Here is a 25,742-nt window from a genome sequence, read left to right on the forward strand (position 1 = left end):
AAAGTACATGCGGACTTTACCAGCTTATCGAAGGGCGGCAGCGGCGATAGATTGACGGTTCACCCCACCCCAACGCGCGCCGTGAACATCATGTCCGATCCAACCCATACCGCCCGCAAGGCCTTCGGCGACATCGCGCCGGCACTGGCCGAGTACACCGACACGGTGCTGTTCGGCGAAGTCTGGGAACGCCCCGGCCTGTCGCCGCGCGACCGCAGCCTGGTCACGGTCGCCAGCCTGGTGTCGCTGTATCGCAGCAACGAGCTGTCGTTCCACTTGAAGAAGGCGCTGGAGAACGGCGTCAGGCGGGACGAACTGGTCGAGCTGATCACCCATTTGGCCTTTTATTCGGGCTGGCCGACGGCCAGCACGGCGCTGGCGATCGCCCGGCGCGTGTTCGAAGAAGCAGGAGTCGAATCATGAGCACCATCCAGCGCAACGGCTCGCGGCCATCGGTGCGGGGGCCGAACGAGTATTTCACCGGCACCGTACGCATCGACGCGCCGTTCCAAATGGAGGCGCCGGCACGCGCCGGCGGCGCCCTGGTCACGTTCGAGCCGGGCGCGCGCAGCAACTGGCACACGCATCCGCTGGGCCAGACCCTGATCGTCGTTGCCGGCCTGGGCTGGCATCAATGCGAAGGCGAGCCGAAAGAGGAAATCCGGCCGGGCGACGTGATCACCTGCGTACCCGGCAAGCGGCACTGGCACGGCGCCACGTCCACCACACCCATGTCGCACATCGCCATCGCGGAACGCGACGGACATGGCAAGGCCGTGGAGTGGATGGAGCCGGTCAGCGACGAACAATACCGGCCATGACCTCAGAGGCAACGAAAATGCAGATGCGCAAACTCGGTAACAGCGGACTCGAAGTCCCCGCCATCGGCTTCGGCTGCATGGGCATCAACTTCAGCTATGGCACGTCGCTGTCGAAGCAGGACGGCATCGAGCTGATCCGCGCGGCGGTCGATCGTGGCGTGGGCTTCTTCGACACGGCGGAGGTGTACGGCCCCTTCACCAACGAGGAAGTCGTGGGCGAGGCGCTGGCGCCGGTGCGCGACCAGGTGGTGATCGCCACCAAGTTCGGCTTCGACATCGACTTCGCAACGCGCGAGAACCGCGGCGTCAGCAGCCGGCCGGAACGCATCCGCCAGGCCGTCGATGGCTCGCTCAAGCGCCTGCGCGTCGAAACGATCGACCTGCTGTACCAGCACCGCGTCGACCCTGCCGTGCCGATCGAGGACGTGGCCGGCACGGTCAAGGAGCTGATCGCCGAAGGCAAGGTGAAACACTTCGGCATGTCCGAGCCCGGCGTGGCGACGCTGCGCCGTGCCCACGCGGTGCTGCCGGTCGCGACGCTGCAGAACGAATACAGCCTGTGGACGCGCGGACCGGAAACCAACGGCATCCTCGCTGCCTGCGACGAGCTCGGCATCGGCCTGGTGCCCTACAGCCCGCTCGGCAAGGGCTTCCTCACCGGCGCGATGAGCAAGGACACCACGTTCGGTGCAGGCGATTTCCGCAACTCGGTGCCGCGCTTCGCGCCGGAAGCGCTGGAGAAGAACCAGGCGCTGGTGGACTTGCTGCGCCGGGTGGGCGAAGCCCATGGCGCCACGCCCGCGCAGATCGCGCTGGCCTGGCTGCTGGCGCAACGACCCTACATCGTGCCGATTCCGGGCACCACCAAGCTGCACCGGCTGGAGGAAAACCTCGGCGCGGCCGCCGTCGAACTCCCGGATGCCGACCTGCGCGAGATCGAAACCGCAGCTGCGCAAATCCACATCGCGGGCGAGCGCTACGCGGCGCCGCAACTGGCGATGGTCGGGCGTGACGCGGCGCCGGCAAGCCGCTGATCCAAGACGGAAGAAACACCATGAATGAGCCCATCGTCCCGCATTTCACCCTCGACAACGGCGTGGAGATCCCGGCCATCGGGCTGGGCGTGTTCCAGACGCCGCCGGCGGAAACCACTGCCGCCGTGCTCGCGGCGCTCGAGACCGGCTACCGGCACATCGACACCGCGGCGGCCTACGGCAACGAGCGCGAGGTCGGTGAGGCCATCCGCCGCTCCGGCATCGCCCGTGCCGAGGTCATCATCGAGACCAAGCTGTGGGTCACCGACTACGGCTACGACGCGGCGCTGCACGCCTTCGACAAGTCGGCCGGCAAGCTCGGTGTCGACGTCATCGACCTGCTGCTCCTGCACCAGCCGCGGGTCGAGGACTTCGCGCTCACGGTCGCGGCCTACCGGGCACTGGAGCAACTGCTCGCCGATGGCCGGGTGCGCGCGATCGGCATCAGCAACTTCACGCCCGCGATCCTGGCGCGCTTCCTGCCCGAGGTCGCGGTCGTCCCGGCCGTGAACCAGATCGAGCTCCACCCCTACTTCACCCAGGTCGCCAACCTGGCGGCCAATACCGCCGCCGGCATCCTCACCCAGGCGTGGTCGCCCATTGGCGGAATCACCCACTACTACGGCGCGGAGGCGACCAGCACGTTCACCGACCAAACGCTCGTGAGCATCGGTCAGCGGCATGGCAAGACGCCGGCCCAGGTCATGTTGCGCTGGCACATCCAGCAGGGCCGCCAAGTCATCCCCAAATCGACGCGCAAGGCGCGGATCGCCGAGAACTTCGACATCTTCGATTTCTCGCTCACCGACGACGAGCTCGTGTCCATCGATGCGCTCGACAAGGGAGTGCGCGGCGGTCCCGATCCCGAGCAGCCCCAGCCCGGGTTCCTGAAGCGACCGATTCCCGAGGCATGAGGGCCGGAGCACTCACACATCACTTAGGCAGAGAACAACATGAAATACATCAAACTCGGAAACACGGGCGTCGACGTTTCGAAGATCGGTCTCGGGATGATGAGTTTCGGCAAGCCCGGCAGTGAAAACGGCCTGTTCCCCTGGGCCCGGGACTTCGAGGATGCCAAGCCGATTTTCAAGAAGGCGATCGAGCTGGGCATCAACTACTTCGACACGGCCAACGTGTACCAACTGGGTACCAGTGAGGAGGTGACTGGCAAACTCATCAAGGAATTCAAGCTCGACCGCGACGACATCGTCGTCGCCTCCAAGGTGCGCATGGAGATGCGCCCCGGCAAGCCGAACGGCGGCGGCCTGTCGCGCAAGGCCATCCTCAGCGAAATCGACAAGAGCCTGAAGCGGCTGGGTCTCGACTACGTTGACCTCTACACCATCCATCGGCTGGACCCGCTGACCCCCATGGAAGAAATCATGGAGGCGCTGCACGATGTCGTGAAAAGCGGCAAGGCTCGGTACATCGGCGCCTCGACCATGTATGCGTGGGAGTTCGAGCGGTTGCAGAACATCGCCGAGACGAACGGCTGGACCAAGTTTGTCGCCATGCAGAACCACTACAACCTCATCTACCGCGAAGAAGAGCGCGAGATGATTCCGCTATGCCGGGATCGCAAGGTTGCGCTGACGCCGTGGAGCCCGCTGGCCGGTGGCCGTCTGGCACATCCATGGGGAACGGTGACGCCGCGCGTGAAGATCGACCAGGTCTCCAAGTGGGTCTGGGATGGCACCAACGACCTGGACAAGGTGGTCATCGACAACATGCAGTCCCTGGCCAAGGCACGTGGCATTTCGATGGCCCAGATGTCCCTGGCGTGGATGCTCAGCAAGCCCTACATCACCGCGCCCATTGTCGGGACGACGGCGATCAAACACGTGGAAGAGGCCGTCGCAGCGCTGGACATCAAGCTTTCCGATGAAGAGATCCAGGCGCTCGAAAAACCCTACGTCACGCATCCAGTGCTGGGCATGATGTGAGGACGCACGACGACTCGTCCCGCACAGTCATTGTCCTATGGCTGTGCGGGAACCAATGATTCTAGGAGGAACAAGCCATGACTCGGGGAAGGCTGACCGTGCTATGCGTCGGCGCGACCGGCAGCGTCGGTCGTCACGTCGTCGAGGAAGCGCTGCGTCGCGGCCATGCGGTACGCGCGTTGGTGCGCAGCCGTGGCAAGGCGGCCGGCTTGCCTGCGCAGGCGGAGATCGTGGTCGGCGAACTGACGCAGCCGGACACGCTGGCGCAAGCGGTCGCCGGCGTGGACGCCATCGTCTTCACGCACGGCTCCAACGGCGGCAAGGCCGACACGCGCGCCATCGACTACGGCGGCGTGCGCAACGTCCTGTTCGCGCTCGGCGGGCGCAAGCTGCGCATCGCGCTGATGACCGCCATCGGCGTCACCGACCGCGCCGGTTCCTACAATCGCAAGACCGAGGCGCACGACTGGAAGCGCCGTTCCGAACGACTGCTGCGCGCCAGTGGCAACGTCTACACCATCGTGCGGCCGGGCTGGTTCGACTACAACGATGTCGACCAGCACAGGCTGGTGCTGCTCCAGGGTGACACACGGCACGCCGGCACGCCCGCCGACGGCGTGATCGCTCGCCGCCAGATCGCCGAGGTGCTGGTGGCCAGCCTCACGCTGGAGGAGGCCAGCAACAAGACCTTCGAGCTGGTCGCCGAGGCTGGTCCCGAACAGCAGAACCTGGCGCCGCTCTTCGCCGCAGTAAAGGCTGATGACGCCGGCGCACCCGATGGCGTCGGCGATGCCGCGAACATGCCGCTGGACCAGGAGCCGCAGGAAATCCGCGACGACCTGCGGCAACTTGAGAACCGCCAGGCGCCAACATCCGACACCCACTGATCAAGCGACACAGGAGACAACCCATGTACGCAACCGTCATGCACGGCCCGGGCGATGTCCGCTACGAGCAGGTTTCCGATCCGCGGATCGAAAAGCCGACCGACGCCATCATCAAACTGTCCGCCACCTGCATCTGCGGTTCCGACTTGTGGCCATACCGCGGCCTGTCGGAGCGCAACGGCCCGGCCCACATGGGCCACGAATATTGCGGCGTGGTGGTCGAGGTCGGTTCCGAAGTGAAGACGGTGAAGCCCGGCCAGTTCGTCGTCGGCTCCTTCTGCCTGTCCGACAACACCTGCCCGCACTGCGCGTTCGGCTTCCACTCCTCCTGCCAGCAGGGCGAGTTCATGACCGGCGCGCAGGCGCCCTACGCGCGCGTGCCTCTGGCCGATGGCACGCTGGTCGCGACCGTGGAGATGCCGGACGCGGACATGATCCCGCACATGCTGGCGGTGTCCGACGTGCTCGGCAGCGGCTGGTACGCGGCCGATGCCGCGCAGGTGCGCAAGGGCGGCACCGTCGTGGTGGTGGGCGACGGCGCGGTCGGGCTGATGGGCGTGCTTGCCGCCAACCAGATGGGGGCCGAACGCATCATCGCGATGAGCCGCCACGCCACGCGCCAGCAACTGGCGCGCGAGTTCGGCGCCACCGACATCGTCGCCGAACGCGGCGCCGACGGCATCGCCCGCATCATGGACCTGACCGACGGCGTCGGCGCGGAATCGGTGCTCGAATGCGTCGGCATGGGCGAGTCGATGGACCAGGCCATGGGCGTCTGCCGCCCCGGCGGCACCATCGGTTACGTCGGCGTTCCGCATGGCGTCAGCTTCGACGGCCAGAAGCTGTTCTTCTCGCAGCGCCGCATGCTGGGCGGCCCGGCGCCGGTGCGCCGTTTCCTGCCCGACCTGATGGATCGCGTGCTCAAGGGCGCGATCCGGCCGGGCAAGGTCTTCGATCTGGTCCTGCCGATCGCGCAGGTGGCCGAGGGCTACCGGGCGATGGACGAACGCCGCGCCATCAAGACCCTGCTGCGCGTGGATGCGTGATCCACCCATGACTTCGAAAGGGGTACCGAAATGAAAGACGTCACCGTCGTCATCGGCGCGGGCGGCATTGGCCAGGCGATCGCCCGCCGCATCAGCAGCGGCCGCCATGTCCTGCTGGCCGATTACCGCCAGGAAGCCGCCGGCGCGGCCGCGAGGCTGCTCGAACAGGCCGGATTCGAAGCCACCGCCATGCAGGCCGATGTCTCGGATCGCAGCACGATCCAGGCCGTGGTCGGCAAGGCCCGAGAACTCGGGCCGATCAAGGCGCTGGTGCAGGCGGCAGGCGTGTCGCCGTCGCAGGCGCCCATCGAGGCGATCCTCAAGGTCGATCTTTACGGCACCGCGATGCTGCTCGAAGAATTCGGCAAGGTGATGGCCGAAGGCGGCTCGGGCGTGGTGATCTCCTCGCAGTCCGGCTATCGCATGCCCGCGCTGACTGCCGCACAGGATGCACTCCTCGCCACCGCGCCAGCGGAAGACTTGCTGGCGCTCGATTTCGTCAGGAACGTCAAGGACACGCTGCACGCCTACCAGATGTCGAAGCGCTGCAACTCACTCCGGGTGCGCGGCGAGGCCATCCACTGGGCGAAGCGCGGCGCGCGGATCAACGCGATCAGCCCCGGCATCATCGTGACGCCGCTGGCCCACGACGAGCTGCATGGCGAACGCGCCGATTTCTATCAGGCGATGCTGAAGAAGATGCCGGCAGGCCGCGCGGGCACCCCCGACGAGATCGCGGCGCTGGCGGCGCTGATCATGGGACCGGATGGCGGCTTCATCACCGGCAGCGACTTCCTGATCGATGGCGGGGCGACGGCCAACTTCTACTACGGCCCCGACGCGGGAAAATCCTGACGACCCAAGCATGGCGGAGGGTGAATTCCATTCCGGACTGCACCGGGACGGCGGCCACCACTGCAGGCAAAAGAAGCGGCACGAATCGGCTTCTTCTCTCGTCATGCTGCCTTGATGGCGCAGGCAGGCGACCCGGTGCTCAAGCCGGGGTGCCGACCGCCAGCAACGCCGCGCGCAGCGCGTCCACATAGGTGCGGCTGGCACGCAACGGCGTGCCGTCGTGCAGGCGCAGCAGGCTGTCGCGGTTGGACAGCGCCTGCAGTTCGGCCACCCGGTCCAGCCGCACGATGGCCGAGCGATGGATGCGCGCGAACTGCGCCGGATCCAGCCGCGCGACGAGGCGGTGCAGCGGTTCGCGCAGCAGGTGCAGTTGCCCGTCCGTGTGCAGGCCGGCGTAGTCGCCCTGCGCTTCGATCCAATCGATCTGCGCCGCGTCCACAAGCCGCACGCGCTGGCCCAGCCGCACCTCGAAGCGGTTGGCCCAGGCCGGTGTCGCAACAGGCGTGGCCGGGTCGCACCGACGCAACGCCAGCGCCTGCCGTGCACGGTCGAGCGCGTCGGCAAAGCGTTCATCATCGATCGGCTTGAGCAGATAATCGAGCGCATGCACGGCGAAGGCGCGCAGCGCGAACTGCGCATGCGCGGTGAGCAGGATCGCCAGCGGGCGCTCCGGCGGCGACAGGCGTTCCAGCGCATCCAGACCGTTGAGTCCCGGCATCTGCACGTCGATGAACACCAGGTCGGGGCGCTGCGCGCGCATCGCCGCCAGTGCCGCCTCCCCGTCGGCGCATTCGCCGATCACCTGTACGTCCGGCTGCGTGGCCAACCGCGCGTGCACGCCGCCGCGCGCCAGCGGCTCGTCGTCCACCACCAGCACGCGCAAGGTCACGCCGGCTCCGGCACGGATGCCGCAAGGTTGCGGCAAGGCAACGCGATGTCGATCGCGCAACCGCCGTCGTCGGCCAGCGCGAACTCGAAACGCTGCGCCTCGCCGTACAACCGCGCCAACCGTTCGCGCACGTTGCGCAGGCCGATCGCGGCGGGACGCACCTCGTCGCCCGTCGCATCGGGCGCGGCCGGCACGCCGTCGTTGCGCAGCGACAGCCGCAGCATCGCGCCGTCACGCGCAACCACCAACGCCACGCGGCCGGGCGCGAGGCGCGGCGCGATGCCATGGCGGATCGCGTTCTCCAGCAGCGGCTGCAGCAGCAAGGGCGGCACCGCCGCCTGCAGCACCTCGGGGCCGATGCGCAGGTCCAATCGCAAGCGTTCGCCCAGACGCACCTTCTCGATGTCGAGGTAATGCCCGGCCAGCGCGAGCTCCTCGGCCAAGGTCACCTCGTGCGCCTCGCCGCTGTCCAGCGTGGCGCGCAGCAAGTCGCCGAGCCGGGCCAGCATGCGGTTCGCCTCATCGTTGTGATGCTTGGCCACCAGGGTGGAAATCGCGTTGAGCGTGTTGAACAGGAAATGCGGCTGCAGCTGGTAGCGCAGCGCGCGCAGCTCGGCGTCGCGCGCCTGCGCGGCGATCTCGCGCACGCGTTCGCGTTCGGCCTGCAGCGCCGAGTAGTGGTCCACCACGGCATGCACGGCGGCGAACGCGATCAGCGCCAGCCAGCAACTGTCCAGCTGCTGGAACAGGAACTTCCACTCGAAGCGCGGCAGCGCGCCGAGCCGGATCGCCAGCAGCTCGCCCAGCGCGTTGTTGGCCAACGACATGGCATAGCTCAGCGCCAGCAGCGCGGGGATCGCCAGCCACCACGACACGCCGCGCCGCCGCAGCCCGCGCTGCGCCGCCGCCATCGGCACGATCCACACGAGATAGGTGAGCGCGTACAGCGCACGGAAATCCACCGCGCGGCCACGTCCCAGTTCGGGCAGCGCCATCACCGCCATGCACAGCACCAGCGGCAGGCCGGCCAGCAGCGGCAGCCAGAACGGGACATCGGCGCCGCGGCGGACGGCGGGTGCGGCAAGGCTCATGCGCAGGGGCTTCCGGCAGCGACGGCAGACAGGTCGCCTGCCGTCGCTTCACTCTAGCGCAGCTGCGTCGGCTCGCTGGAATACGCCATCGCGCTGATCTTCCAGCTGTTGCCGGTGTTCACCAGCTGCCAGGCCTCGTGGCCGCGGTTGTTGACCTTGCCATCCGCGAGGAACACGAAGTCGAAATACACGGAGGCGATCGCGCCGTCCGTCGCGATGCGCACGTTGGAGAACTGCTCCTCCATGCGGCCCTTGCTGCCGACCACGAAGTCGATGAAATGCCGGTAGTTGTCGGCATGGAAGCGCGGCATCTGCGGATGCTTCGCGCTGAGCTGGCGATATGCATCGTCGCCCAGCACCTCGAACCAGGCACCGCCTTCGGGCATGAACAGGTTTTCCAGTGCGGCCTTGTCCTTGGCGATCAGCGCTGTCTGGAACGTCACGATCACCTGCTGGATCTGCGTCTGCGCATCCGGCGGCGACGGGGTGGCCGCCTGCGCCGCGACGGTGAATGCAACCAGCAGCGGCAAGGCAAACCATCGGCTCTTCTTCATGGGAACTCCGTGGGCAGTGGGTGGGCAAACCCATTGCACACGTCGCCACGACCGGCGCGCCAGCACGCTGCGGCGAGCCGTGCCTGCGCTGCGCCAAGGCGCCGATGCCTGCTGTCGATTCGGTCCATCTGCAGCGAAATAGACACGCACCTCAAGCCAGGGCGGCGCACTCCCGGTGCCGGAAACAGCCGACCAGGTGATCGTTGATCATGCCGGTGGCCTGCAGCAGCGAGTAGCAGATGGTGGTACCGACGAAGCGGAAACCGCGCTTCTTCAGCTCCTTGCTCATGCGGTCGGACAGCGGCGTGCTCGCGGGCACCTCGCTGCGGTCCTTCCAGCGATGGCGCAGCGGCTTGCCGTCCACGAAGGACCACAGGTAGACATCCAGGCTGCCGCATTCGGCGATGACCTGCTGTGCGGCGATCGCGTTGTCGCGTGCCGCGGTCACCTTGAGGCGGTTGCGGATGATGCCGGGGTCGAGCAGCAGTTTCTCCAGCTCGCGCTCCTTCATCGCCGCCACGCGGGCGATGTCGAAACCATGGAAGGCCTTGCGGTAGTTGTCGCGCTTGGCCAGCACGGTGCGCCAGGACAGGCCCGCCTGCGCACCTTCCAGACACAGGAACTCGAACAACGCGTGGTCGTCGTGCAGCGGCACGCCCCATTCGGTGTCGTGGTAGGCGCACATCAGCGCATCGTCGGCGCTGGCCCAGTGGCAACGGTGCATGCGGAGATCCCGATACGGCGCGCTGCGCGCGAAGGGCGGTAGTGAACCCCCTCCCGGCCTCCCGCTGCAAGCGGGTGAGGGAGCGCAGCGGCTACACTCGCGCCTTTCCACTTGCTCGCCATCGATGACCGCATCGTCCAACTCCCAACGCGGCGCCGTGCTGGCGCTGCTCGCCACGATAGTCCTGTGGGCCTACAGCTGGGTGGTGATGAAGCAGGTGCTGGCCTATGCGGGGCCGTTCGATTTCGCGGCGCTGCGCTACCTGCTGGGCGCGGCGGTGCTGTTCGCGGCGCTGCTGCTGGCGCGGCAGTCGCTGAAGCCGCCGCCGCTGCTGCCCACCATCCTGATCGGCCTGTGCCAGACCGCGGCATTCCAGGGGCTGGAACAGTGGGCACTGGTCAGTGGCGGCGCGGGCCACGTGGCGCTGCTGGCGTACACGATGCCGTTCTGGGCGGTGCTGCTGGCCTGGCTGATCCTGCGCGAACGGCCCACGGGCCGGCACTGGCTGGGCATCGCATTCGCCGCCATCGGCTTGATCTGCATCATCGAACCGTGGCGCGGACTGGGCAACGCGACGAGCACGGTGCTGGCGATCGCAGGCGGCGTGGCCTGGGCCGGCGGCACGGTGCTGAGCAAGCGGCTGTTCCGTCGGCACGCGGTGTCCGCGCTGGGCCTCACCGCGTGGCAGATGCTGGCCGGCGGCGTGGCGCTGGGCATCGTGGCGCTGGCGGTGCCGCAGCGGGGCATCGCGTGGAGCGGCGCCTTCATCGCGGGGCTGGCTTACAGCGTACTGATGGCGTCCAGCCTTGCCTGGTGGCTGTGGTCGATCGTGCTGCGACGGCTGCCCACCACGCTGGCCAGCGTGGGCAGCCTGGGCGTGCCCATCGTGGGCGTGTTGCTGGCGTGGGCGATCCTCGACGAGCAACCGCGCACGATGGAGTGGATCGGCATCGGCTTCGTGCTGCTCGGCCTGTGCGCGGTGAGCGGCGTGCGGCTGCGGCGGTAGCAGTGCCGTGCGCGATGGCGACAAGTGAGTGAAGAGGAGTCAGTAGATAGAGAAAGCATGGGAGGCGGCGCGCCCTGCTCCTCTCTCACTTCTCACTCCTCTTCAAGCACTCCTTTCCACCGCAAGTTCACGCGCCGCGCATTCAGCGCGACGCCGAAACCGTGGCGGTATCATGCGCACTGCCGTTCCCCCCGCGAATTTGCCGATGTTCTCGCCACTCCAACTCTGGTCCCACCTCGTCGACTGGCTGAGCAGCCACGCCGTGGCGCCCGTGCTCGACCTGCTGCACCTGGGCAAGCTCTCCGGCGACCCGCGCGATATCGCCGCCTCGCTGCTGATCGCGGCGCTGCAGATCGGCATCATCGGTTTCCTGTTCCGCCCGCTGGAAACCTTCTTCCCCGCGGAAAAGTGGACCGACCGCAAGCTCACCCTGGTGGACCGCAACTACACGGTGATGATGCTGATGGGCATCTTCCCGCTGTTCACCTACCTGATCCTGATGCCGTTCAGCCACCTGTTCGGCGGCGCCGACGCGGCCACGTCAAGCACCGGCTCGCCGCTTGCGCTGACGGCCCTGGTGCCGTGGTTCAACGGCCACCCCTGGCTGCTGTTCGGCACGTACTACGTGCTGTACGACTTCACGTACTACTGGATGCACCGCACCCAGCACGCGCTGCCGTGGTGGTGGGCGTTGCACAGCATGCACCACAGCACGCGGCAGATGAGTTGCTGGACCAACGACCGCGGCAACCTGATCGACGGCTTCATCCAGTCGATGATCCTCGCCGTGGTGGGCCTGGTGATGGGCGTGGATCCCGACGAGTTCGCCTGGCTGATGCTGCTGGGCGAACTGGTGCAGAACCTCTCGCACGCCAACACCCGGCTGGGCTTCGGCCGGCTGTTCGAGCGCGTCTTCGTGGATCCGAAGTTCCACCGCCTGCACCACATGCTGGTGGACCCGGAGCGGCCGAAGCTGCACAACTGCAACTACGGCCAGGTGTTCTCGATCTGGGACGTGCTGTTTGGCACCGCGCTGTACGGCGAGCCGCCGCGCCCCACCGGCGTGGGCGACCCGGTGGTGGACGCGGACAACAACCACGGCCTGATCGGCCTGCACTGGGCTTCGACGAAGCGCTTCCTGTGCACGGTATTCCGGCCGGAAGGCTGGAAACCCGGCGAGGTGGCGTTCGATCCGGTGACTTTGCGCCCGGTTCCGGTAGCCCAGCTCGACCTGCACGCGCTGGCGCATCATCAGCCGGGCAACGTAGGCACCGCGCCGGCGGATGTGGCGGCGGACGCCACGACCGTCGAGGAATCCGCGACGGCTTGAGCGGCTCTCACCAGGGCAACGCGTCGAGATCGACGTTGCCGCCGGTGAGCACCACGCCCACGCGCCTGCCGGCGAAACGCCGCGGCTGCTTGAGGATCGCCGCCAGCACGGTGGCGCTGGACACTTCCACCACCTGCTTCAGCTCGCTCCACAGCAGGCGCATCGCGGCAACGGTCCCCGCGTCGCTCACCGTGACGACCTCGACGCGTTGCGCGCGCAAGGCATCGAGGTTGGGCTCGCCCACCAGCGCGCGCAGACCATCGCACAGCGTGTCCGGCACCACGCTGATCACACGCTCACCCGCCGCCAGCGAGCGCGCCGCATCGTCGGCGCCGGCCGGCTCGGCGCCGAACAGCGCGAGTTCCGGCTTGAGCGCATGCGCGGCGATGGCCACACCCGCGGCCAGGCCGCCGCCGCCGACGGGCGTGATCAGCGCATCCAGCGCCGGCACCTGGCGCAGCAGCTCCAGCGCGATCGTGCCCTGCCCCGCCATCACCCGCGCGTCGGCATAGGGATGCACCAGCGCGGCGCCGGTGTGCGCTTGCACTTCGGCGCACATCGCCTCGCGCGCCGCCTGGCTGGGCGCGCAGCGATGCAGGATGCCTCCGGCGCGCGCGATCGCGTCGAGCTTGGCCTGCACCGCGCCTTCGGGTACCACCACGTGCGCCGCGATGCCGCGGGTGGCGGCGGCCAGCGCCAGTGCGTTGCCGTGGTTGCCCGAGGAGTGCGTGACCACGCCATGCGCGGCTTCGGCGTCCGTCAGCGACCACACCGCGTTGCAGGCGCCGCGGAACTTGAACGCACCGCCGCGCTGCAGGTGCTCGCACTTGAAGTGCAGCTCGGCACCGGCCAGCGCGTCCAGTGCCGCGCTGCGCAGCACCGGCGTGACCACCGCATGCGGCGCGATGCGTGCGGCGGCATCGCGGACGGCGTCGATGCCGGGCAGCGCGCTCATGCCGCGACGATTTCCACGCCGCAGCGATAGCGCCGTTCCTCACCCGGCGCCAAGCGGATCGCGTCCGCGCACTCTGGCCGGTTGAACGCGTTCGCCATGCACTCCATCGGCTCCAGCGCGATCGCGCGGCGCACGTCGCGGCTGATCGTATCGGAGGTGAAGGCGTGCATCAGGCCGTGCTGCTGCCACACCACCAGCGCGCGGCCGCTGGCCGGATCGCGCAAGTGCGTGCGGATGCGGCCGTCGGCGTCGGGCTGCAGGTCGGTGTAGCCCTGGTCGATGATGCGGTCGTCGATCACGCGCGGCTCGCGGAAATCCAGCGCGGGCGCATCGTCCAGCGCCACGTAGGCCGCCTCGCCCGGCAACGCGATCAGGTCGGCGCCGGTGCGCACCAGGGTCTCGGCGGGGATCGTGAGTTCCCAGCCGTCCACGGTGGCGTCGGCCAACCGGAAATACGGGTGCCAGCCGAAGAAGCACGGTGCCACGCTGTCGCCCACGTTGCGCATCACCACCTCCAGCGCGAGGCCGGCGGCGTCCAGCGTGAATGTCACCGCGAGGTCGATCGCGTGCGGGTAACCGGGCCGCGGACGGATCGCCGTGGTGGCGAGGGTCACCTGCGCCTGCCCATCGTCGGCGCCCAGCGCAGCCAGTTCGAACGTGGTGCCGCGCACGAAACCGTGGCGGCTGGCGCGCGCGGCGCCGACCACGCCGGGTTGCAGATCCTGTGCCTCGCCGTCGAAGCTGTAGCGCGCGTCGGCGATACGGCCGGCGAACGGCACCATGATCGCGAAGCGCGAGCCGGAATGCGCGGCGATCTCGGCATCGTCGCGGTAGCCGTCGGCGTAGTCGTGCCACGCGCCGCCCTCGTTCGCCTCGAAGTTCAGCAGCGCGGCGCCGAGTCGCGCGATGCGCACGCGGCGGCCGGCCACGACATCCTCCAGCTGCACCACGGGTTGCGAACCCAGCATGGCCTCGGCGGCGTGGAAACGCGTCATCGCAAGCTCCAATCGAAAGCGGGGAAGTTGAAGGCGGGGAAGAGACCCCGCATGTTAGCCTGATCCGTCCCCACGCCACGATGTGCCAACGCATGAACGCCCGCCCCGATGCCGCCAGCCTGCCGATCCGCCTCGCCGATTACCGGGCGCCGGCCTGGCGGGTGGAACATGTGGAGCTGGATTTCGAGCTGGGCATCGACGCCACCGAGGTGGCCGCGAAACTGCTGCTGCGCCGCGATCCTGCACAGGACGAACCGCTGCGCCTGGACGGCGAAAATCTCGAACTGCTGTCCATCGCGCTGGACGGCCAGCCGCTGCCGACGACGGCGTACCGCACGATCGATGGCGGCCTGGAAGTGGACGGCGCTCGCGACGGCAGCGTGCTGGAAACGCGGGTGCGCGTGCAGCCCGCCGCGAACACCGCGCTGGAAGGGCTGTACCTCTCCGGCCCGCGCGAAACCGGCTTCCTGTTGACCCAGTGCGAGGCGCAGGGTTTTCGCCGCATCACGTACTTCCCCGATCGCCCGGACGTGCAGTCCGGCTACACCGTGACTTTGCGCGCCGATCGAGCGCGCTTCCCGGTGCTGCTGGCCGGCGGCAATCCCGACGGCGCGGGCGAGCTGGAAGGTGGCCGCCACTGGGCACGCTTCGTCGATCCGCATCCCAAGCCCTCTTATCTGTTCGCCCTGGTCGCCGGTCGGCTGGAGAAGATCGAGCGCGACTACCGCACCGCCGACGGCCGCGACGTGCAGCTGAAGATCTGGGCCGAGGCCGACGCCATCGAGCGCTGCCACTACGCGATGGACGCGCTGGAGCGTTCGATGCGCTGGGACGAGCAGGCCTACGGCCGCAACTACGACCTGGCCGTGTTCCACGTGGTCGCCACCCACGATTTCAACATGGGCGCGATGGAGAACAAGGGCCTCAACATCTTCAACGCGAAATGCCTGCTGGCCGACGCCGATACCAGCACCGACGACGAATACCGCCGCGTGGAAGCGGTGGTGGCGCACGAATACTTCCACAACTGGAGCGGCAACCGCGTCACCTGCCGCGACTGGTTCCAGCTGAGCCTCAAGGAAGGTTTCACCGTGTTCCGCGAGCAGAGCTTCTCGGCCGACATGAACTCGGCGCCGCTGAAGCGCATCGAGGACGTGGCGCTGCTGCGCCGCGCGCAGTTCCCCGAGGATGCCGGCCCGCTGGCGCACCCGGTGCGCCCCGCCGAATACCACGAGATCAACAACTTCTACACCGCCACCGTGTACGAGAAGGGCGCCGAACTGGTGCGCATGCTGGCCGGCAAGCTTGGCGCGGCCGGCTTCCGCCGTGGCACCGACCTGTACTTCAGCAGCAACGATGGGCGCTCCGCCACCATCGAGGATTTCCTCGCCGCGTTGGGCGAGGCGAACGGCGTCGACCTCGCGCCCTATCTCGCCTGGTACGGCCAAGCCGGCACGCCGCACATCAAGGCGCACGGCGACTACGACGCCACACGCCGCGAATACGCGCTCACGCTGGCGCAGCACACGCCGCCCAGCGCGCAGCAACCACACAAGCAGCCCGTGCCGATCCCGGTGAAGCTGGCACTGTTCGGCACCGACGGCCACATGCTGCCACTGCATCTGGACGGCCAGACGGCCAACGGCGGCACCGAACTCGTGGTGGTGCTCGATCACGCCGAACAACGCTTCCTTTTCCGCGACGTGGCCGAACGCCCGGTGCCCTCGCTGCTGCGTGGCTACTCCGCGCCGGTGATCCTGGAATGCGATTACGCGCCGGCCGAACTCGCCCTGCTGCTCGCCCACGATCCCGACGGCTTCAACCGCTGGGAAGCCGGCCAGCAGCTCGCCCTGCGCGCCTGCGATGCCTTGCGCGACGGCAGCGACCCGCAGGCCGTCACAGCCTGGTGCGACGCGCTGGCTGCACTGTTCGACGACGCGCAACTCGATGCCGCCCTGCTTGCCGACCTGCTCACGCCACCCGGCGAGATCGAACTGGCCGAGCGCGAAGCGGTAGTCGACCCGGCCCGCATCCACGCGCTGCGCCAGCAGTTGCAGCAACGCCTGGCCGCGCGCCTCGGCGCCGAGCGGCTGGATGCGCGTTTCCGCCGGCTCGCCGCGCAGACCACGGCCGCGCTCGATGCCGCCAGCCAGGCCGGCCGCCGCCTGAAACAGCGCGTGCTGCAGCTGCTTGCTCTGCTCGACCCGGCGCTGGCCTGCGATCACGCCGCCGTGCAGTACCGCGACGCACCGAACATGACCGACCGCCTCGGTGCGCTCGCCGTGCTGGCACGCCATGGCGCCACGCGCAGCGTCGAGCCGCTGGCGCATTACCGCGCTCGCTACGCAGACGATCCGCTGGCGCTGGACAAGTGGTTCGCACTGCAGGCGCAACTGCCGGGCGAGGGCGCGCTGGCCCGCGTGCAGGCGCTGGAAGCCGACCCGGCCTTCACCCTGAAGAATCCGAATCGCGCCCGTGCCCTGCTGGGCAGCTATGCCAGCGGCAACCCCACCGGCTTCCATCGCGCGGACGGCGCGGGTTACCGCTACTACGCCAGGCACCTGCTCGCGCTGGATGCGCTGAATCCGCAGATCGCCGCCAGGCTCGCCACCGTATTCAACGGCTGGCAACGGCTGGAACCGCAGCGCCGCGACGCGGCCCGCGACGCGCTCGCCGGACTGGCAGCCCAGGACAGGCTCTCGCGCAACCTCGCCGAAATCGTGGGCAACATGCTCAGGGGCTGAAACGCAAAGCGGCGGCCTGGCGCCGCCGCTGCATCTCTGGTGGGGCCGCGCGTCGCGCGGCCCCACGGCGCCACTTCACACAGGCAGGCTCTTCAGCGCGGTGCGCAGCCGTACCATGCGCGACTCCAGCCGCGGCTGCAGCATCACGCGCTCGTTCTCGGCACGCTCCTGCAGGGTTTCCATCGCCATCTCGATCCGGCCGATCTCGATCAGCAGGTCGTGATGCGGAAAGAACTTTTCAAAATCGATGTTCATGCCCATGGCGTCGTCTCCTGGTGTCCTGTTTGCCTGGGGAGATGCATCGGTCGTGCCAGAGTGTGATTTGCATCACATCGTCCGCCTGGCCCGCCTCCCGGGACTGACGCCGGGCGTCAGCAAGTGCCACATGCCGGCAAAAAGTCCCGTTTCAGTCACCGCATGTTCACGTGAGTGCGACGAATATCGACCCACGGTCTGGCGGCAAAGACGGCCAAGCCCTCAAGTTTCACGGTTTCTGGCGCCCGGCAATACGGTCATCCTGGATTCCCCCTGTTCCTGAGACCGCCGGGCGCCAGATCTGAACAACGAAACCCCCGCACTGCGGGGGTTTCGTGCTTTCAGCGGAAGCAATCCTTCCCTGCGATCATCCGTGGTCGCGGAAATCGACGGGCGGCCATTTATGGCCCTACCGCGCAAAAAACGACGGCGCCCCGAGGGGCGCCGTCCTGCTTCCTTTCACGGCACGCGATCAGGCCCCTGTCCTCCCGATCCCGGCGTGCGTTTCCGCACCGCCGCTGCCCATGAAAGTGCGAGAGGGGTCAAGCAGGTTGCATGCCAAACCGCGGCAAAATGCACGCAGTACCATAGCCACCCCGGTTTTCAGCTTGTACGGAACCATGCTCCACCCCACCCACTACGACGTGATCGTGATCGGCGGCGGCCACGCCGGCACCGAGGCTGCGCTGGCGGCCGCGCGCACCGGCGCGCGCACCTTGCTGCTCACCCACAGCATCGAGACGGTGGGCGCGATGAGCTGCAACCCGGCCATCGGCGGCATCGGCAAGGGTCACCTGGTGAAGGAGATCGACGCGCTGGGCGGCGCGATGGCGCACGCCGCCGATCTCGCCGGCATCCAGTGGCGCACGCTCAACGCCTCCAAGGGCCCCGCGGTACGCGCCACCCGCTGCCAAGCCGACCGCGCGCTGTACCGTGCCGCGATACGTCACCTCGTGGAAAGCCAGCCGAACCTGGACCTGTTCCAGCAGGCGGTGGACGACCTGATCATGGAAGGCGGCCGTGCAACCGGCGTGATGACGCAAATGGGCGTTTCCTTCCGCGCCGGGTCCATAGTGCTCACGGCGGGCACCTTCCTCGCCGGCAAGATCCATATCGGCCCCGCCCAGTACGCCGGAGGCCGCGCCGGTGACCCGCCGGCCAGCGCGCTGGCTTCGCGGCTGCGCGAGTTGCCGCTGGCGGCCGACCGGCTGAAGACCGGTACACCGCCGCGCATCGACCGTCGCAGCATCGACTTCACGGGCCTGGAGGAGCAGCACGGCGACGATCCGGCACCGGTGTTCTCCTATCTCGGCTCGCGCAGCGAACACCCGCGCCAGGTCAGCTGCTGGATCACCCACACCTCCGAACACACCCACGAGCTGATCCGCGGCGCGCTGGACCGTTCGCCGCTGTACACCGGCCAGATCGAAGGCACCGGCCCACGCTACTGCCCGTCGATCGAGGACAAGGTGGTGCGCTTCGCCGAGAAGGCCTCGCACCAGATCTTCATCGAGCCGGAAGGCCTGGACACGTTCGAGATCTACCCGAACGGCATCTCCACCTCGCTGCCATTCGACGTGCAGCTGGCGCTGGTGCGGTCGATCAAGGGCTTGGAACAGGCGCACATCACCCGTCCCGGCTACGCCATCGAGTACGACTACTTCGACCCGCGCGGCCTCAACCCGTGGCTGGAGACCAGGGCGATTCCCGGCCTGTACTTCGCCGGCCAGATCAACGGCACCACCGGCTACGAGGAAGCCGGTGCGCAAGGGCTGATCGCCGGCTTGAACGCCGCGCTTTCCACCCAGGGCAAGGCGCCGTGGTACCCGCGCCGCGACGAGGCCTACCTCGGTGTGCTGATCGACGACCTCACCAGCAACGGCACGATCGAGCCCTACCGCATGTTCACCTCGCGCGCCGAATACCGACTGCACCTGCGCGAGGACAACGCCGACCTGCGCCTCACCGAGCAGGGCCACGCGCTGGGCGTAGTGCCGCAGGCGCGCGTCGACGCACTGCGCGCCAAGCGCGAGGCGGTGGAACGCGAGACGCAGCGTCTCGGCGCGCTGTGGGCCGCGCCGACCAACGCGCTGGGCGCGGCGATCGAGCGCCAGCTCGGCATCACGCTGAGCCGCGAAACGAATGCGCTCGACCTGCTGCGTCGCCCGGAACTGGACTACGCGAAACTCGCCGCGGTGCCCGAACTCGGCCCTGCGGTAACGCGCGAGGACGTGGCCGCCCAGGTCGAGGTGCAGACCAAGTACGCGGGTTATCTCGAACGCCAGCGCGAGGAGATCGCCCGCCAGCGCCGCCACGAGCAGACCGCGATTCCCACCGGCTTCGACTACGACACCGTGCGCGGCCTGTCCGCCGAGGTGCTGCTCAAGCTCAAGCGCAGCCAGCCGGCCACGCTGGGCCAAGCCGCCCGCATCAGCGGCGTCACCCCCGCCGCGATCTCGCTGCTGCTGGTGCACCTGAAGCGCCACGCCGCCTGAGCTGCCCCGCCGTCCGGCGCGCTCCACCGCCACGCGCCGTGGCATGATGCCAGCATTCACCAGCGCGAGGAGCAGGCACGATGGAAATCTGGATCGGACGGGACGGCGAGCGCCACGGCCCCTACAAGGAAGAGGAAGTGCGGCAGTGGCTGCGCAGCGGCCAGGTGAAAGGCAGCGACCTCGCCTGGCGCGAAGGGCTCGCCGACTGGCAGCCGCTGTCGACCCTTTTCCCCGACGTGACGCCCGACGCCGCCCCCGCCGCCGACAACCCCTACTCGGCGCCCTCTGCACCGATGCAGAACCTGCCGCAGACCACCGCCGCGGCGCTGGAGGACCACGCCGGCTTCTGGAAGCGCGTGGCTGCCTACATCCTCGACTTGATCTTGCTCACCATCGTTTTCAAGGTGATAGGCACGTTTTTTGGTGCCTCGGCGGCCGAGGAGGCGATGAAGCAGGAGATGCTCAGCGGCACGTCCCTGATGCAGGCCTACCAGCATTTCTACAGCAGCATGTGGCCATACAACCTGCTGACCACGGTGCTGACCTGGCTCTATTTCGCGTTCTGCGAAAGTTCGGCCTGGCAGGCCACCGTAGGCAAGCTGGCGCTCGGCGTCCGCGTCACCAACCTGCAGGGAGCACGCATCAGCTTCCTCCGTGCCACCGGACGTTTCTTCGCCAAATACCTGAGCGTCTTGATCATGTTCATCGGCTTCATCATGGTGGCCTTCACCCGCCGCAAGCAGGGCCTGCACGACATGATCGCGAGCACCCTGGTACTGAACGGCCGCGCCAGCGAGTTCAGGAACGCACCCGTGAAGTCTTCTGCCAGCGGCGGCTCGTTCAGCGCCTGAGCACAAACAGAGGTACGGCCCGCAACGAACAGCCCCTTCGCGCGCAGGCCTCCTCACGCAAGGCCAAAATGACAACGGCACCGGGTCGCCCCCGGTGCCGTTGCTCTTCAAGACCGTAGCCCAGGTTCAAACGCCGTCCTGTGCCTGCAGTGTGCGCTCGGCCTTCTCCGCGGATGTCTTGCGGTTCCACTTGTCCAGGTACTCGACGCGCTTCGATTCGATATCAGCCTTGTGTTCCGTGTACCAAGCATCCGCCGCCGAGGTTTTCCAACTCGGCATGCATGACTTCTTCCAGTCCGCAAACTTGCTCGAATGCAGGTTGATTTTGGCAGTGGCATCCGACCGGATCGGGATCAGGGAGAAGCGCGCCTTCCACATACCCATGCGCGGCTCGACCAGCACGTAGTAGGTCTTGCCGGCGGCAAGCGTTGCGTCCATGAAATCGGCACTCTCGCCCACCACCATCAGCTGGTGCTCGCCGGCGGGCAACACCATGCTCACCTCCGTCTTCGCCGATACCACGCCGCCGAAGGCCGTCTTGCCGCCAGTCACATCGTAGACCGTTGATTGAATGGCCCCGCCAAAACTGGATGGCCGCGTGAACACTACCGTGGCGTCATTCGGCCCCACGGTGGTGGCTGCCGAGCTCGCCTTGGTCATCAACGATGACTGGCAACCTGCCAACATCAGCACAGCGCCAAGCGCCGCGCATGCACGGATCATCTTGTTCCCCCTGCCATGTCTGCTCACAGATTCCTGCGGGCATGGCGCCGCACGAACTCCGCAAGCATCCATGTTCTGCCGGCAGCCAACAAGTCCAGCCACAACGCACGCGCTTGCTATCATCACCGGCCCGGTCGCAGAGGCCGGCCGTTTCACCGCCAGGAAACCCATCCACCCATGCTCAGCATCGAACAACGCATTGCCCATGACATCGCCGCCAAGACCGAGCAGGTGCGCGCGGCGGTGGAATTGCTCGACGGCGGCGCCACCGTGCCGTTCATCGCGCGCTACCGCAAGGAAGTCACCGGCGGGCTGGACGACACCCAGCTGCGCACGCTGGAAGAGCGCCTGCGCTACCTGCGCGAGCTGGAGGAACGTCGCGCCGCGATCCTCGACAGCATCACCGAACAGGGCAAGCTCACCGATGCGCTGAAAGCCGACATCCTTGGCGCCGAGACCAAGGCCACGCTGGAAGACCTGTACCTGCCCTACAAGCCCAAGCGCCGCACCAAGGCGCAGATCGCCCGCGAGGCGGGGCTGGAGCCGCTGGCCAGCGGCTTGCGCGACGACCCCACGCTCACGCCGGAAGCCTTTGCCGAAGCCTTCGTCGACGCAGAGAAGGGCGTGGCCGACGTGCGCGCCGCGCTGGATGGCGCACGCGCGATCCTGATGGAGTCCATCGCCGAAGATGCGCACCTCGTGGGCGAACTGCGCGACTGGTTGTGGGACAAGGGCCAGATCCGCGCGAAAGTCGTCGCGGGCAAGGAGAACGAAGGCGCGAAGTTCCGCGATTATTTCGACCATATCGAAGCCGTGGGCAAGATCCCCTCGCACCGCCTGCTGGCACTGATGCGCGCGCGCAACGAGGGCATCATCGAGCTCGACTTGCAGCCCGCGCCGGACGCCGAGCAAGGCCACGCCGAAGGCGAGGGCCGCGTGGCAGCGCACGCAAACATCCATGATCGCGGCCGCGCCGCCGATGCGTGGCTGCGCGAAACCGTGCGCCTCACCTGGCGCGTGAAGCTGCACCTGCACCTCACGCTGGACCTGTTCGGCCGCGTGCGCGAAGGCGCCGAGGACGAGGCGATCCGCGTGTTCGGCGACAACCTCAAGGACCTGATGCTGGCCGCGCCGGCCGGTGCGAAGACCGTGCTGGGCCTCGACCCCGGCATCCGCACCGGCTGCAAGGTGGCGGTGGTCGACGCCACCGGCAAGCTGCTCGCCACCGACACCATCTATCCGCACGAACCGCGGCGGCAGTGGAACGAATCGCTGGCCGCGCTGGCGCGCCTGTGCATGAAGCACCACGTCGACCTGATCGCCATCGGCAACGGCACCGCTTCGCGCGAAACCGACAAGCTCGCGGGTGAACTCATCAAGGGCCTCGCCAAGAGCCATCCCGAGCACAAGCTGGCCAAGATCGTGGTCAGCGAGGCCGGCGCCTCGGTGTACTCGGCCTCCGAACTGGCGGCCAAGGAGTTCCCCGAGCTGGACGTGAGCCTGCGCGGCGCCGTCTCCATCGCGCGCCGCCTGCAGGATCCGCTGGCCGAGCTGGTGAAGATCGAGCCCAAGGCGATTGGCGTGGGCCAGTACCAGCACGACGTGAACCAGGTGAAGCTGGCGCGCGCGCTGGACGCCCGCGTGGAGGATTGCGTGAACGCGGTGGGCGTGGACGTGAACACCGCCTCCGCCGCCCTGCTGTCGCGCGTGGCCGGCCTTTCTGCTTCCGTCGCCGAGAACGTGGTGAAGCATCGCGACGCCAACGGCCCGTTCGCCAACCGCAAGGCGCTGTTGAAAGTGCCGCGCCTGGGCGACAAGGCCTTCGAGCAGTGCGCGGGCTTCCTGCGCGTGCCCGGCGGCGACAATCCGCTGGATACCTCCGCCGTGCACCCGGAGGCCTACCCCGTGGTGGAGCGCATCATCAAGCAGTGCGGCCGCGAGGTGCGCAACGTGATGGGCGACCTGGGCTTCCTGCGCAGCCTGAAGGCGGAGCAATACACCGACGAGAAATTCGGCCTGCCTACCGTACGCGACATCCTCAAGGAACTGGAAAAACCCGGCCGCGACCCGCGCCCCGAATTCGTGGCGCCCAGCTTTGCCGAGGGCGTGGAGGACGTGAAGGATCTCAAGCCCGGCATGATCCTCGAAGGCCGCGTCACCAATGTGGCCGCGTTCGGCGCGTTCGTGGACATCGGCGTGCACCAGGATGGCCTCGTGCACGTCTCCGCGCTCTCGCACACCTTCGTGAAAGACCCGCGCGACGCGGTGAAGGCCGGCGACATCGTCAAGGTGAAGGTGATGGAGGTGGATCTCCCGCGCCAGCGTATCGGCCTGTCCATGCGCCTCGACGACGAACCGGGCCAGGCACGCGGCAGGCCAGCTGGGGGCGACACCCGTCCCGGCCCGCGTGATGGCCGCGGGCCACGTCCGGGCGGCGCGCCCAAACCGGCACCTGCCCCGGCCAACAGCGCCTTCGCCGATGCGCTGTCACGCGCGATCAAGCGCTGAATTGCCGCGGACGACCCGCATGCCGCAGCGATGCGCTGCAGCATGCGGTTCCGTATGGAATGCCGTACCGTAACGTCCAGCTAACAAGGCCATCCCGGCCGGGGAGTATCCGCATGCTTCGTACCCGTCATTTGGTGGGCGCCATCGCCGCCGCCCTGCTGTTCAGCACCGCCGCCAGCGCCACCGATTTCAGCAAGGTCGTCGTGTTCGGCGACAGCCTCAGCGACGCCGGCAACCTGTCGCTTGCGCAGGGGTCGCCGACGCCGCTGCGCTTCACCACCAACCCCGGCAAGACGACGGCGGAACTGGTCGCTGCCGGCTTGGGCAGCCCGATCCAGGCCTCGCTGCTGGGCGGTACCGACTACGCCTTCGGCGGCGCCGGCGTGGTGCAGGGCGTGGCTCCGGTACCGACGCTGCCGCAGCAGTTCCAGATGTATCTGGCCGCCAACGGCGGGCATGCCGACTCGAACGCGCTTTATCAGGTCTGGGGCGGCGCCAACGACATCTTCTACCTGACCGGCACCACTACCGACCCGAACGCGCTTGCCGCCGGCACTGTCAAGGCCGCGACGACCGAACTCGGCCTGCTCGGCCAGTTGCAGGCGAGCGGTGCCAAGTACGTGGTGGTCTACAACCTGCCGAACATCGGCAAGACCCCCGATGGCATGGCCGGCGGCGCGGCCGCCTCGGCGGGCGCTACCCAGCTGGCGGTGCTGTTCAACGGCACCTTGAACACGGGCCTGGCGCAGCTCAGCGGCCAGGGCCTGAACGTGATCCCGGTGAATACCTACGCTCTGCTCAACGAGGTGATCGCCAATCCCGCGGCGTATGGCTTCAGCAATGTCACCACCCCGGCCTGCAACGGCAGTTCGGTGCAGTGCGGCCCGCAGGGTTCGGGCCTGCCGTTCTCCTACGCGCCGGGCACCGACCAGAGCTACCTGTTTGCCGACGGCGTGCATCCCACCACCGCGACGCACGCGATACTGGCCCAGATCGTCCTGTCCGAACTCGCCGCGCCCGGCCAGATCTCGCTGCTGGGCGAGGCGCCGCTGGCTGCCAGCACCGCGCAGACCCGCGCGATCCGCAACGAGATGCTGGCCGACGGCAACGGCAGCGATACGCGTGCCTTCGTCAACGTGGACTACGCGCGCCAGCGCTTCGACGGCCAGGCCAACTCGCCGAAGACCACCAGCAACAACGTCAACCTCACCCTGGGCGTGGACGTGCGCGCCGGCGACAACCTCTCGGCCGGCCTCGCGCTGGGCGTGGGCCAGCACACCGCCGACTTCACCGGCGGTGGCGGCTACAAGCTGCAGGATGTCAGCGGCCTGGGCTATGTCACCTGGCACCAGGGTGGCGGCTACGTGGGCGGCTACGCGGACTTCGGCCAGTCCAACTTCAGCGACATCGATCGCCGCATCGCGATCGGCGCCACTTCGCGCAGCGAGACCGGCAAGGCCGACGGCTCGCACCTGGGCGCGGGTCTCACCGGCGGTTGGTGGCTCGACCTCGGCAGCGTGCGCACCGGCCCGTTCGCGAACCTCGAGTGGCAGACGATCAAGGTCAACGGCTACAACGAGGACGGCAACGACAGCACCGCGATGTGGTTCGGCCGCCAGCAGCGCAATGCGCTGATCGGCACGCTGGGCTGGCGGGTGCAGGGTCACTGGCAGGCCGGCGGCACCGTGCTGGCGCCGTACGCCGAGATCGCCTGGAACCACGACGACAAGGCCGACGCGCGCGCCGTCACCGCAGGCCTCAACAGCATGAACGGCAGCTTCGCGCTGACCGGCTACGTGCCGGACCAGACCTGGGGCACCGCCGACCTGGGCCTGTCCGCGCAGTTCAATTCGCGGTTCAGCGGCTGGGTGGGCTACAGCGGCCGTTTCAGCGACAACAGCCAGAAGTACAACAGCGTCAACCTGGGCCTGAAGTACGCTTTCTGAGCCGCGCAGCCAAGGATGGCCGCTCACCTGATTCTCGCGACCAAAATGATCGCCAGTTGAGAAGTGCGGCCACGATGGCCGCCCGTT

Annotated in this window: 23 protein-coding genes; 15 read left to right on the plus strand and 8 right to left on the minus strand. The window is 67.9% G+C overall.

What is annotated here, in order from left to right; translation table 11 throughout:
- Positions 1 to 90: 90 nt before the first annotated feature.
- The 8 genes from B0E52_RS04980 (at position 91) to B0E52_RS05015 (ending at position 6,589) form a co-directional block, all read left to right on the plus strand.
- Entirely contained in the window at positions 91 to 423 is a 333-nt protein-coding gene (locus B0E52_RS04980) for a carboxymuconolactone decarboxylase family protein (protein ID WP_077482319.1), read from the plus strand.
- Positions 420 to 821 (plus strand): cupin domain-containing protein, encoded by a 402-nt coding sequence (locus B0E52_RS04985; RefSeq protein ID WP_077482277.1) that lies wholly within the window; start codon positions 420 to 422, stop codon positions 819 to 821. Before B0E52_RS04980 ends, B0E52_RS04985 begins: the two co-directional genes overlap by 4 nt.
- A 17-nt stretch (positions 822 to 838) precedes the next feature.
- On the plus strand, positions 839 to 1,855 hold the full coding sequence (locus tag B0E52_RS04990; RefSeq protein WP_077482278.1) for an aldo/keto reductase: 1,017 nt from the start codon (positions 839 to 841) through the stop codon (positions 1,853 to 1,855).
- 20 nt (positions 1,856 to 1,875) lie between these two features.
- A complete protein-coding gene (locus B0E52_RS04995) occupies positions 1,876 to 2,769 on the plus strand; it encodes an aldo/keto reductase (protein WP_077482279.1) in 894 nt (297 codons plus the stop codon).
- Between the two features lie 39 nt (positions 2,770 to 2,808).
- Positions 2,809 to 3,801 carry an aldo/keto reductase gene (locus tag B0E52_RS05000; RefSeq protein WP_077482280.1) on the plus strand — a complete coding sequence of 331 codons (993 nt, stop codon included), beginning with the start codon at positions 2,809 to 2,811 and terminating at the stop codon, positions 3,799 to 3,801.
- A 77-nt stretch (positions 3,802 to 3,878) separates the two neighbouring features.
- Positions 3,879 to 4,688, plus strand: coding sequence for an SDR family oxidoreductase (locus B0E52_RS05005; protein WP_077482281.1), 810 nt, complete (start codon positions 3,879 to 3,881; stop codon positions 4,686 to 4,688).
- A 23-nt stretch (positions 4,689 to 4,711) separates the two neighbouring features.
- Complete coding sequence (locus B0E52_RS05010; RefSeq protein ID WP_077482282.1) at positions 4,712 to 5,734, plus strand: zinc-dependent alcohol dehydrogenase family protein; 1,023 nt, start codon at positions 4,712 to 4,714, stop codon at positions 5,732 to 5,734.
- A gap of 30 nt (positions 5,735 to 5,764) precedes the next feature.
- On the plus strand, positions 5,765 to 6,589 hold the full coding sequence (locus tag B0E52_RS05015; protein WP_077482283.1) for an SDR family oxidoreductase: 825 nt from the start codon (positions 5,765 to 5,767) through the stop codon (positions 6,587 to 6,589).
- 139 nt (positions 6,590 to 6,728) lie between these two features.
- On the opposite strand, the gene B0E52_RS05020 is transcribed toward B0E52_RS05015, so the two are convergent.
- The 4 genes from B0E52_RS05020 to B0E52_RS05035 form a co-directional block, all read right to left on the minus strand.
- Positions 6,729 to 7,478 carry a LytTR family DNA-binding domain-containing protein gene (locus tag B0E52_RS05020; protein ID WP_077482284.1) on the minus strand — a complete coding sequence of 250 codons (750 nt, stop codon included), beginning with the start codon at positions 7,476 to 7,478 and terminating at the stop codon, positions 6,729 to 6,731.
- A complete protein-coding gene (locus B0E52_RS05025) occupies positions 7,475 to 8,569 on the minus strand; it encodes a histidine kinase (protein WP_077482285.1) in 1,095 nt (364 codons plus the stop codon). The genes B0E52_RS05020 and B0E52_RS05025 overlap by 4 nt, the downstream gene beginning before the upstream one ends.
- A 53-nt stretch (positions 8,570 to 8,622) precedes the next feature.
- Entirely contained in the window at positions 8,623 to 9,123 is a 501-nt protein-coding gene (locus B0E52_RS05030) for a nuclear transport factor 2 family protein (protein ID WP_077482286.1), read from the minus strand.
- Positions 9,124 to 9,274: 151 nt separating this feature from the next.
- Positions 9,275 to 9,847 carry a DNA-3-methyladenine glycosylase I gene (locus B0E52_RS05035; RefSeq protein ID WP_077482287.1) on the minus strand — a complete coding sequence of 191 codons (573 nt, stop codon included), beginning with the start codon at positions 9,845 to 9,847 and terminating at the stop codon, positions 9,275 to 9,277.
- Positions 9,848 to 9,971: 124 nt separating this feature from the next.
- Here B0E52_RS05035 and B0E52_RS05040 point away from each other — a divergent pair, with 124 nt between their 5' ends.
- Both B0E52_RS05040 and B0E52_RS05045 read left to right on the plus strand, forming a co-directional pair.
- Entirely contained in the window at positions 9,972 to 10,853 is an 882-nt protein-coding gene (locus B0E52_RS05040) for a DMT family transporter (protein WP_077482288.1), read from the plus strand.
- Between the two features lie 205 nt (positions 10,854 to 11,058).
- A complete protein-coding gene (locus B0E52_RS05045; RefSeq protein ID WP_077482289.1) occupies positions 11,059 to 12,183 on the plus strand; it encodes a sterol desaturase family protein in 1,125 nt (374 codons plus the stop codon).
- 7 nt (positions 12,184 to 12,190) lie between these two features.
- Here B0E52_RS05045 and B0E52_RS05050 read toward each other — a convergent pair whose 3' ends face one another.
- Together B0E52_RS05050 and B0E52_RS05055 are read right to left on the minus strand one after the other, a co-directional pair.
- Positions 12,191 to 13,138 carry a pyridoxal-phosphate dependent enzyme gene (locus B0E52_RS05050; protein ID WP_077482290.1) on the minus strand — a complete coding sequence of 316 codons (948 nt, stop codon included), beginning with the start codon at positions 13,136 to 13,138 and terminating at the stop codon, positions 12,191 to 12,193.
- Positions 13,135 to 14,133, minus strand: coding sequence for an aldose epimerase (locus B0E52_RS05055; RefSeq protein ID WP_077482291.1), 999 nt, complete (start codon positions 14,131 to 14,133; stop codon positions 13,135 to 13,137). The genes B0E52_RS05050 and B0E52_RS05055 overlap by 4 nt, the downstream gene beginning before the upstream one ends.
- A 92-nt stretch (positions 14,134 to 14,225) precedes the next feature.
- Between B0E52_RS05055 and pepN the strand changes: the two genes are divergently transcribed.
- On the plus strand, positions 14,226 to 16,877 hold the full coding sequence (gene pepN, locus B0E52_RS05060) for an aminopeptidase N (protein WP_077482292.1): 2,652 nt from the start codon (positions 14,226 to 14,228) through the stop codon (positions 16,875 to 16,877).
- 75 nt (positions 16,878 to 16,952) lie between these two features.
- Here pepN and B0E52_RS05065 read toward each other — a convergent pair whose 3' ends face one another.
- On the minus strand, positions 16,953 to 17,132 hold the full coding sequence (locus B0E52_RS05065) for a hypothetical protein (protein ID WP_254426709.1): 180 nt from the start codon (positions 17,130 to 17,132) through the stop codon (positions 16,953 to 16,955).
- A 620-nt stretch (positions 17,133 to 17,752) separates the two neighbouring features.
- Between B0E52_RS05065 and mnmG the strand changes: the two genes are divergently transcribed.
- Together mnmG and B0E52_RS05075 are read left to right on the plus strand one after the other, a co-directional pair.
- Complete coding sequence (gene mnmG / locus B0E52_RS05070) at positions 17,753 to 19,627, plus strand: tRNA uridine-5-carboxymethylaminomethyl(34) synthesis enzyme MnmG (RefSeq protein ID WP_077482294.1); 1,875 nt, start codon at positions 17,753 to 17,755, stop codon at positions 19,625 to 19,627.
- Positions 19,628 to 19,707: 80 nt separating this feature from the next.
- Positions 19,708 to 20,478 carry an RDD family protein gene (locus tag B0E52_RS05075; RefSeq protein WP_077482295.1) on the plus strand — a complete coding sequence of 257 codons (771 nt, stop codon included), beginning with the start codon at positions 19,708 to 19,710 and terminating at the stop codon, positions 20,476 to 20,478.
- A gap of 126 nt (positions 20,479 to 20,604) precedes the next feature.
- Here the strand turns inward: B0E52_RS05075 and B0E52_RS05080 are convergent, their stop codons facing one another.
- Positions 20,605 to 21,201 carry a hypothetical protein gene (locus tag B0E52_RS05080; protein ID WP_139351588.1) on the minus strand — a complete coding sequence of 199 codons (597 nt, stop codon included), beginning with the start codon at positions 21,199 to 21,201 and terminating at the stop codon, positions 20,605 to 20,607.
- Positions 21,202 to 21,378: 177 nt separating this feature from the next.
- Between B0E52_RS05080 and B0E52_RS05085 the strand changes: the two genes are divergently transcribed.
- Positions 21,379 to 23,709, plus strand: a complete 2,331-nt coding sequence (locus B0E52_RS05085; RefSeq protein WP_077482297.1) for a Tex family protein — start codon at positions 21,379 to 21,381, stop codon at positions 23,707 to 23,709.
- A gap of 113 nt (positions 23,710 to 23,822) precedes the next feature.
- Positions 23,823 to 25,655, plus strand: a complete 1,833-nt coding sequence (locus tag B0E52_RS05090) for an autotransporter domain-containing protein (RefSeq protein ID WP_077482298.1) — start codon at positions 23,823 to 23,825, stop codon at positions 25,653 to 25,655.
- The last annotated feature ends 87 nt before the right edge of the window (positions 25,656 to 25,742 follow it).

Origin of the sequence: Rhodanobacter sp. C06, from assembly GCF_002001105.1 — a bacterium.
Lineage (GTDB): Bacteria > Pseudomonadota > Gammaproteobacteria > Xanthomonadales > Rhodanobacteraceae > Rhodanobacter_A.

Excerpts from the sequence above, each read along its gene's own strand:
- B0E52_RS04980 (WP_077482319.1), top strand. The coding sequence starts at position 91 with ATGTCCGATCCAACCCATACCGCCCGCAAGGCCTTCGGCGACATCGCG.
- B0E52_RS04985 (WP_077482277.1), top strand. The coding sequence starts at position 420 with ATGAGCACCATCCAGCGCAACGGCTCGCGGCCATCGGTGCGGGGGCCG.
- B0E52_RS04990 (WP_077482278.1), top strand. The coding sequence starts at position 839 with ATGCAGATGCGCAAACTCGGTAACAGCGGACTCGAAGTCCCCGCCATC.
- B0E52_RS04995 (WP_077482279.1), top strand. The coding sequence starts at position 1,876 with ATGAATGAGCCCATCGTCCCGCATTTCACCCTCGACAACGGCGTGGAG.
- B0E52_RS05000 (WP_077482280.1), top strand. The coding sequence starts at position 2,809 with ATGAAATACATCAAACTCGGAAACACGGGCGTCGACGTTTCGAAGATC.
- B0E52_RS05005 (WP_077482281.1), top strand. The coding sequence starts at position 3,879 with ATGACTCGGGGAAGGCTGACCGTGCTATGCGTCGGCGCGACCGGCAGC.
- B0E52_RS05010 (WP_077482282.1), top strand. The coding sequence starts at position 4,712 with ATGTACGCAACCGTCATGCACGGCCCGGGCGATGTCCGCTACGAGCAG.
- B0E52_RS05015 (WP_077482283.1), top strand. The coding sequence starts at position 5,765 with ATGAAAGACGTCACCGTCGTCATCGGCGCGGGCGGCATTGGCCAGGCG.
- B0E52_RS05025 (WP_077482285.1), bottom strand. The coding sequence starts at position 8,569 with ATGAGCCTTGCCGCACCCGCCGTCCGCCGCGGCGCCGATGTCCCGTTC.
- B0E52_RS05030 (WP_077482286.1), bottom strand. The coding sequence starts at position 9,123 with ATGAAGAAGAGCCGATGGTTTGCCTTGCCGCTGCTGGTTGCATTCACC.
- B0E52_RS05035 (WP_077482287.1), bottom strand. The coding sequence starts at position 9,847 with ATGCACCGTTGCCACTGGGCCAGCGCCGACGATGCGCTGATGTGCGCC.
- B0E52_RS05040 (WP_077482288.1), top strand. The coding sequence starts at position 9,972 with ATGACCGCATCGTCCAACTCCCAACGCGGCGCCGTGCTGGCGCTGCTC.
- B0E52_RS05045 (WP_077482289.1), top strand. The coding sequence starts at position 11,059 with ATGTTCTCGCCACTCCAACTCTGGTCCCACCTCGTCGACTGGCTGAGC.
- B0E52_RS05050 (WP_077482290.1), bottom strand. The coding sequence starts at position 13,138 with ATGAGCGCGCTGCCCGGCATCGACGCCGTCCGCGATGCCGCCGCACGC.
- B0E52_RS05055 (WP_077482291.1), bottom strand. The coding sequence starts at position 14,133 with ATGACGCGTTTCCACGCCGCCGAGGCCATGCTGGGTTCGCAACCCGTG.
- pepN (WP_077482292.1), top strand. The coding sequence starts at position 14,226 with ATGAACGCCCGCCCCGATGCCGCCAGCCTGCCGATCCGCCTCGCCGAT.
- B0E52_RS05065 (WP_254426709.1), bottom strand. The coding sequence starts at position 17,132 with ATGAACATCGATTTTGAAAAGTTCTTTCCGCATCACGACCTGCTGATC.
- mnmG (WP_077482294.1), top strand. The coding sequence starts at position 17,753 with ATGCTCCACCCCACCCACTACGACGTGATCGTGATCGGCGGCGGCCAC.
- B0E52_RS05075 (WP_077482295.1), top strand. The coding sequence starts at position 19,708 with ATGGAAATCTGGATCGGACGGGACGGCGAGCGCCACGGCCCCTACAAG.
- B0E52_RS05080 (WP_139351588.1), bottom strand. The coding sequence starts at position 21,201 with ATGATCCGTGCATGCGCGGCGCTTGGCGCTGTGCTGATGTTGGCAGGT.
- B0E52_RS05085 (WP_077482297.1), top strand. The coding sequence starts at position 21,379 with ATGCTCAGCATCGAACAACGCATTGCCCATGACATCGCCGCCAAGACC.
- B0E52_RS05090 (WP_077482298.1), top strand. The coding sequence starts at position 23,823 with ATGCTTCGTACCCGTCATTTGGTGGGCGCCATCGCCGCCGCCCTGCTG.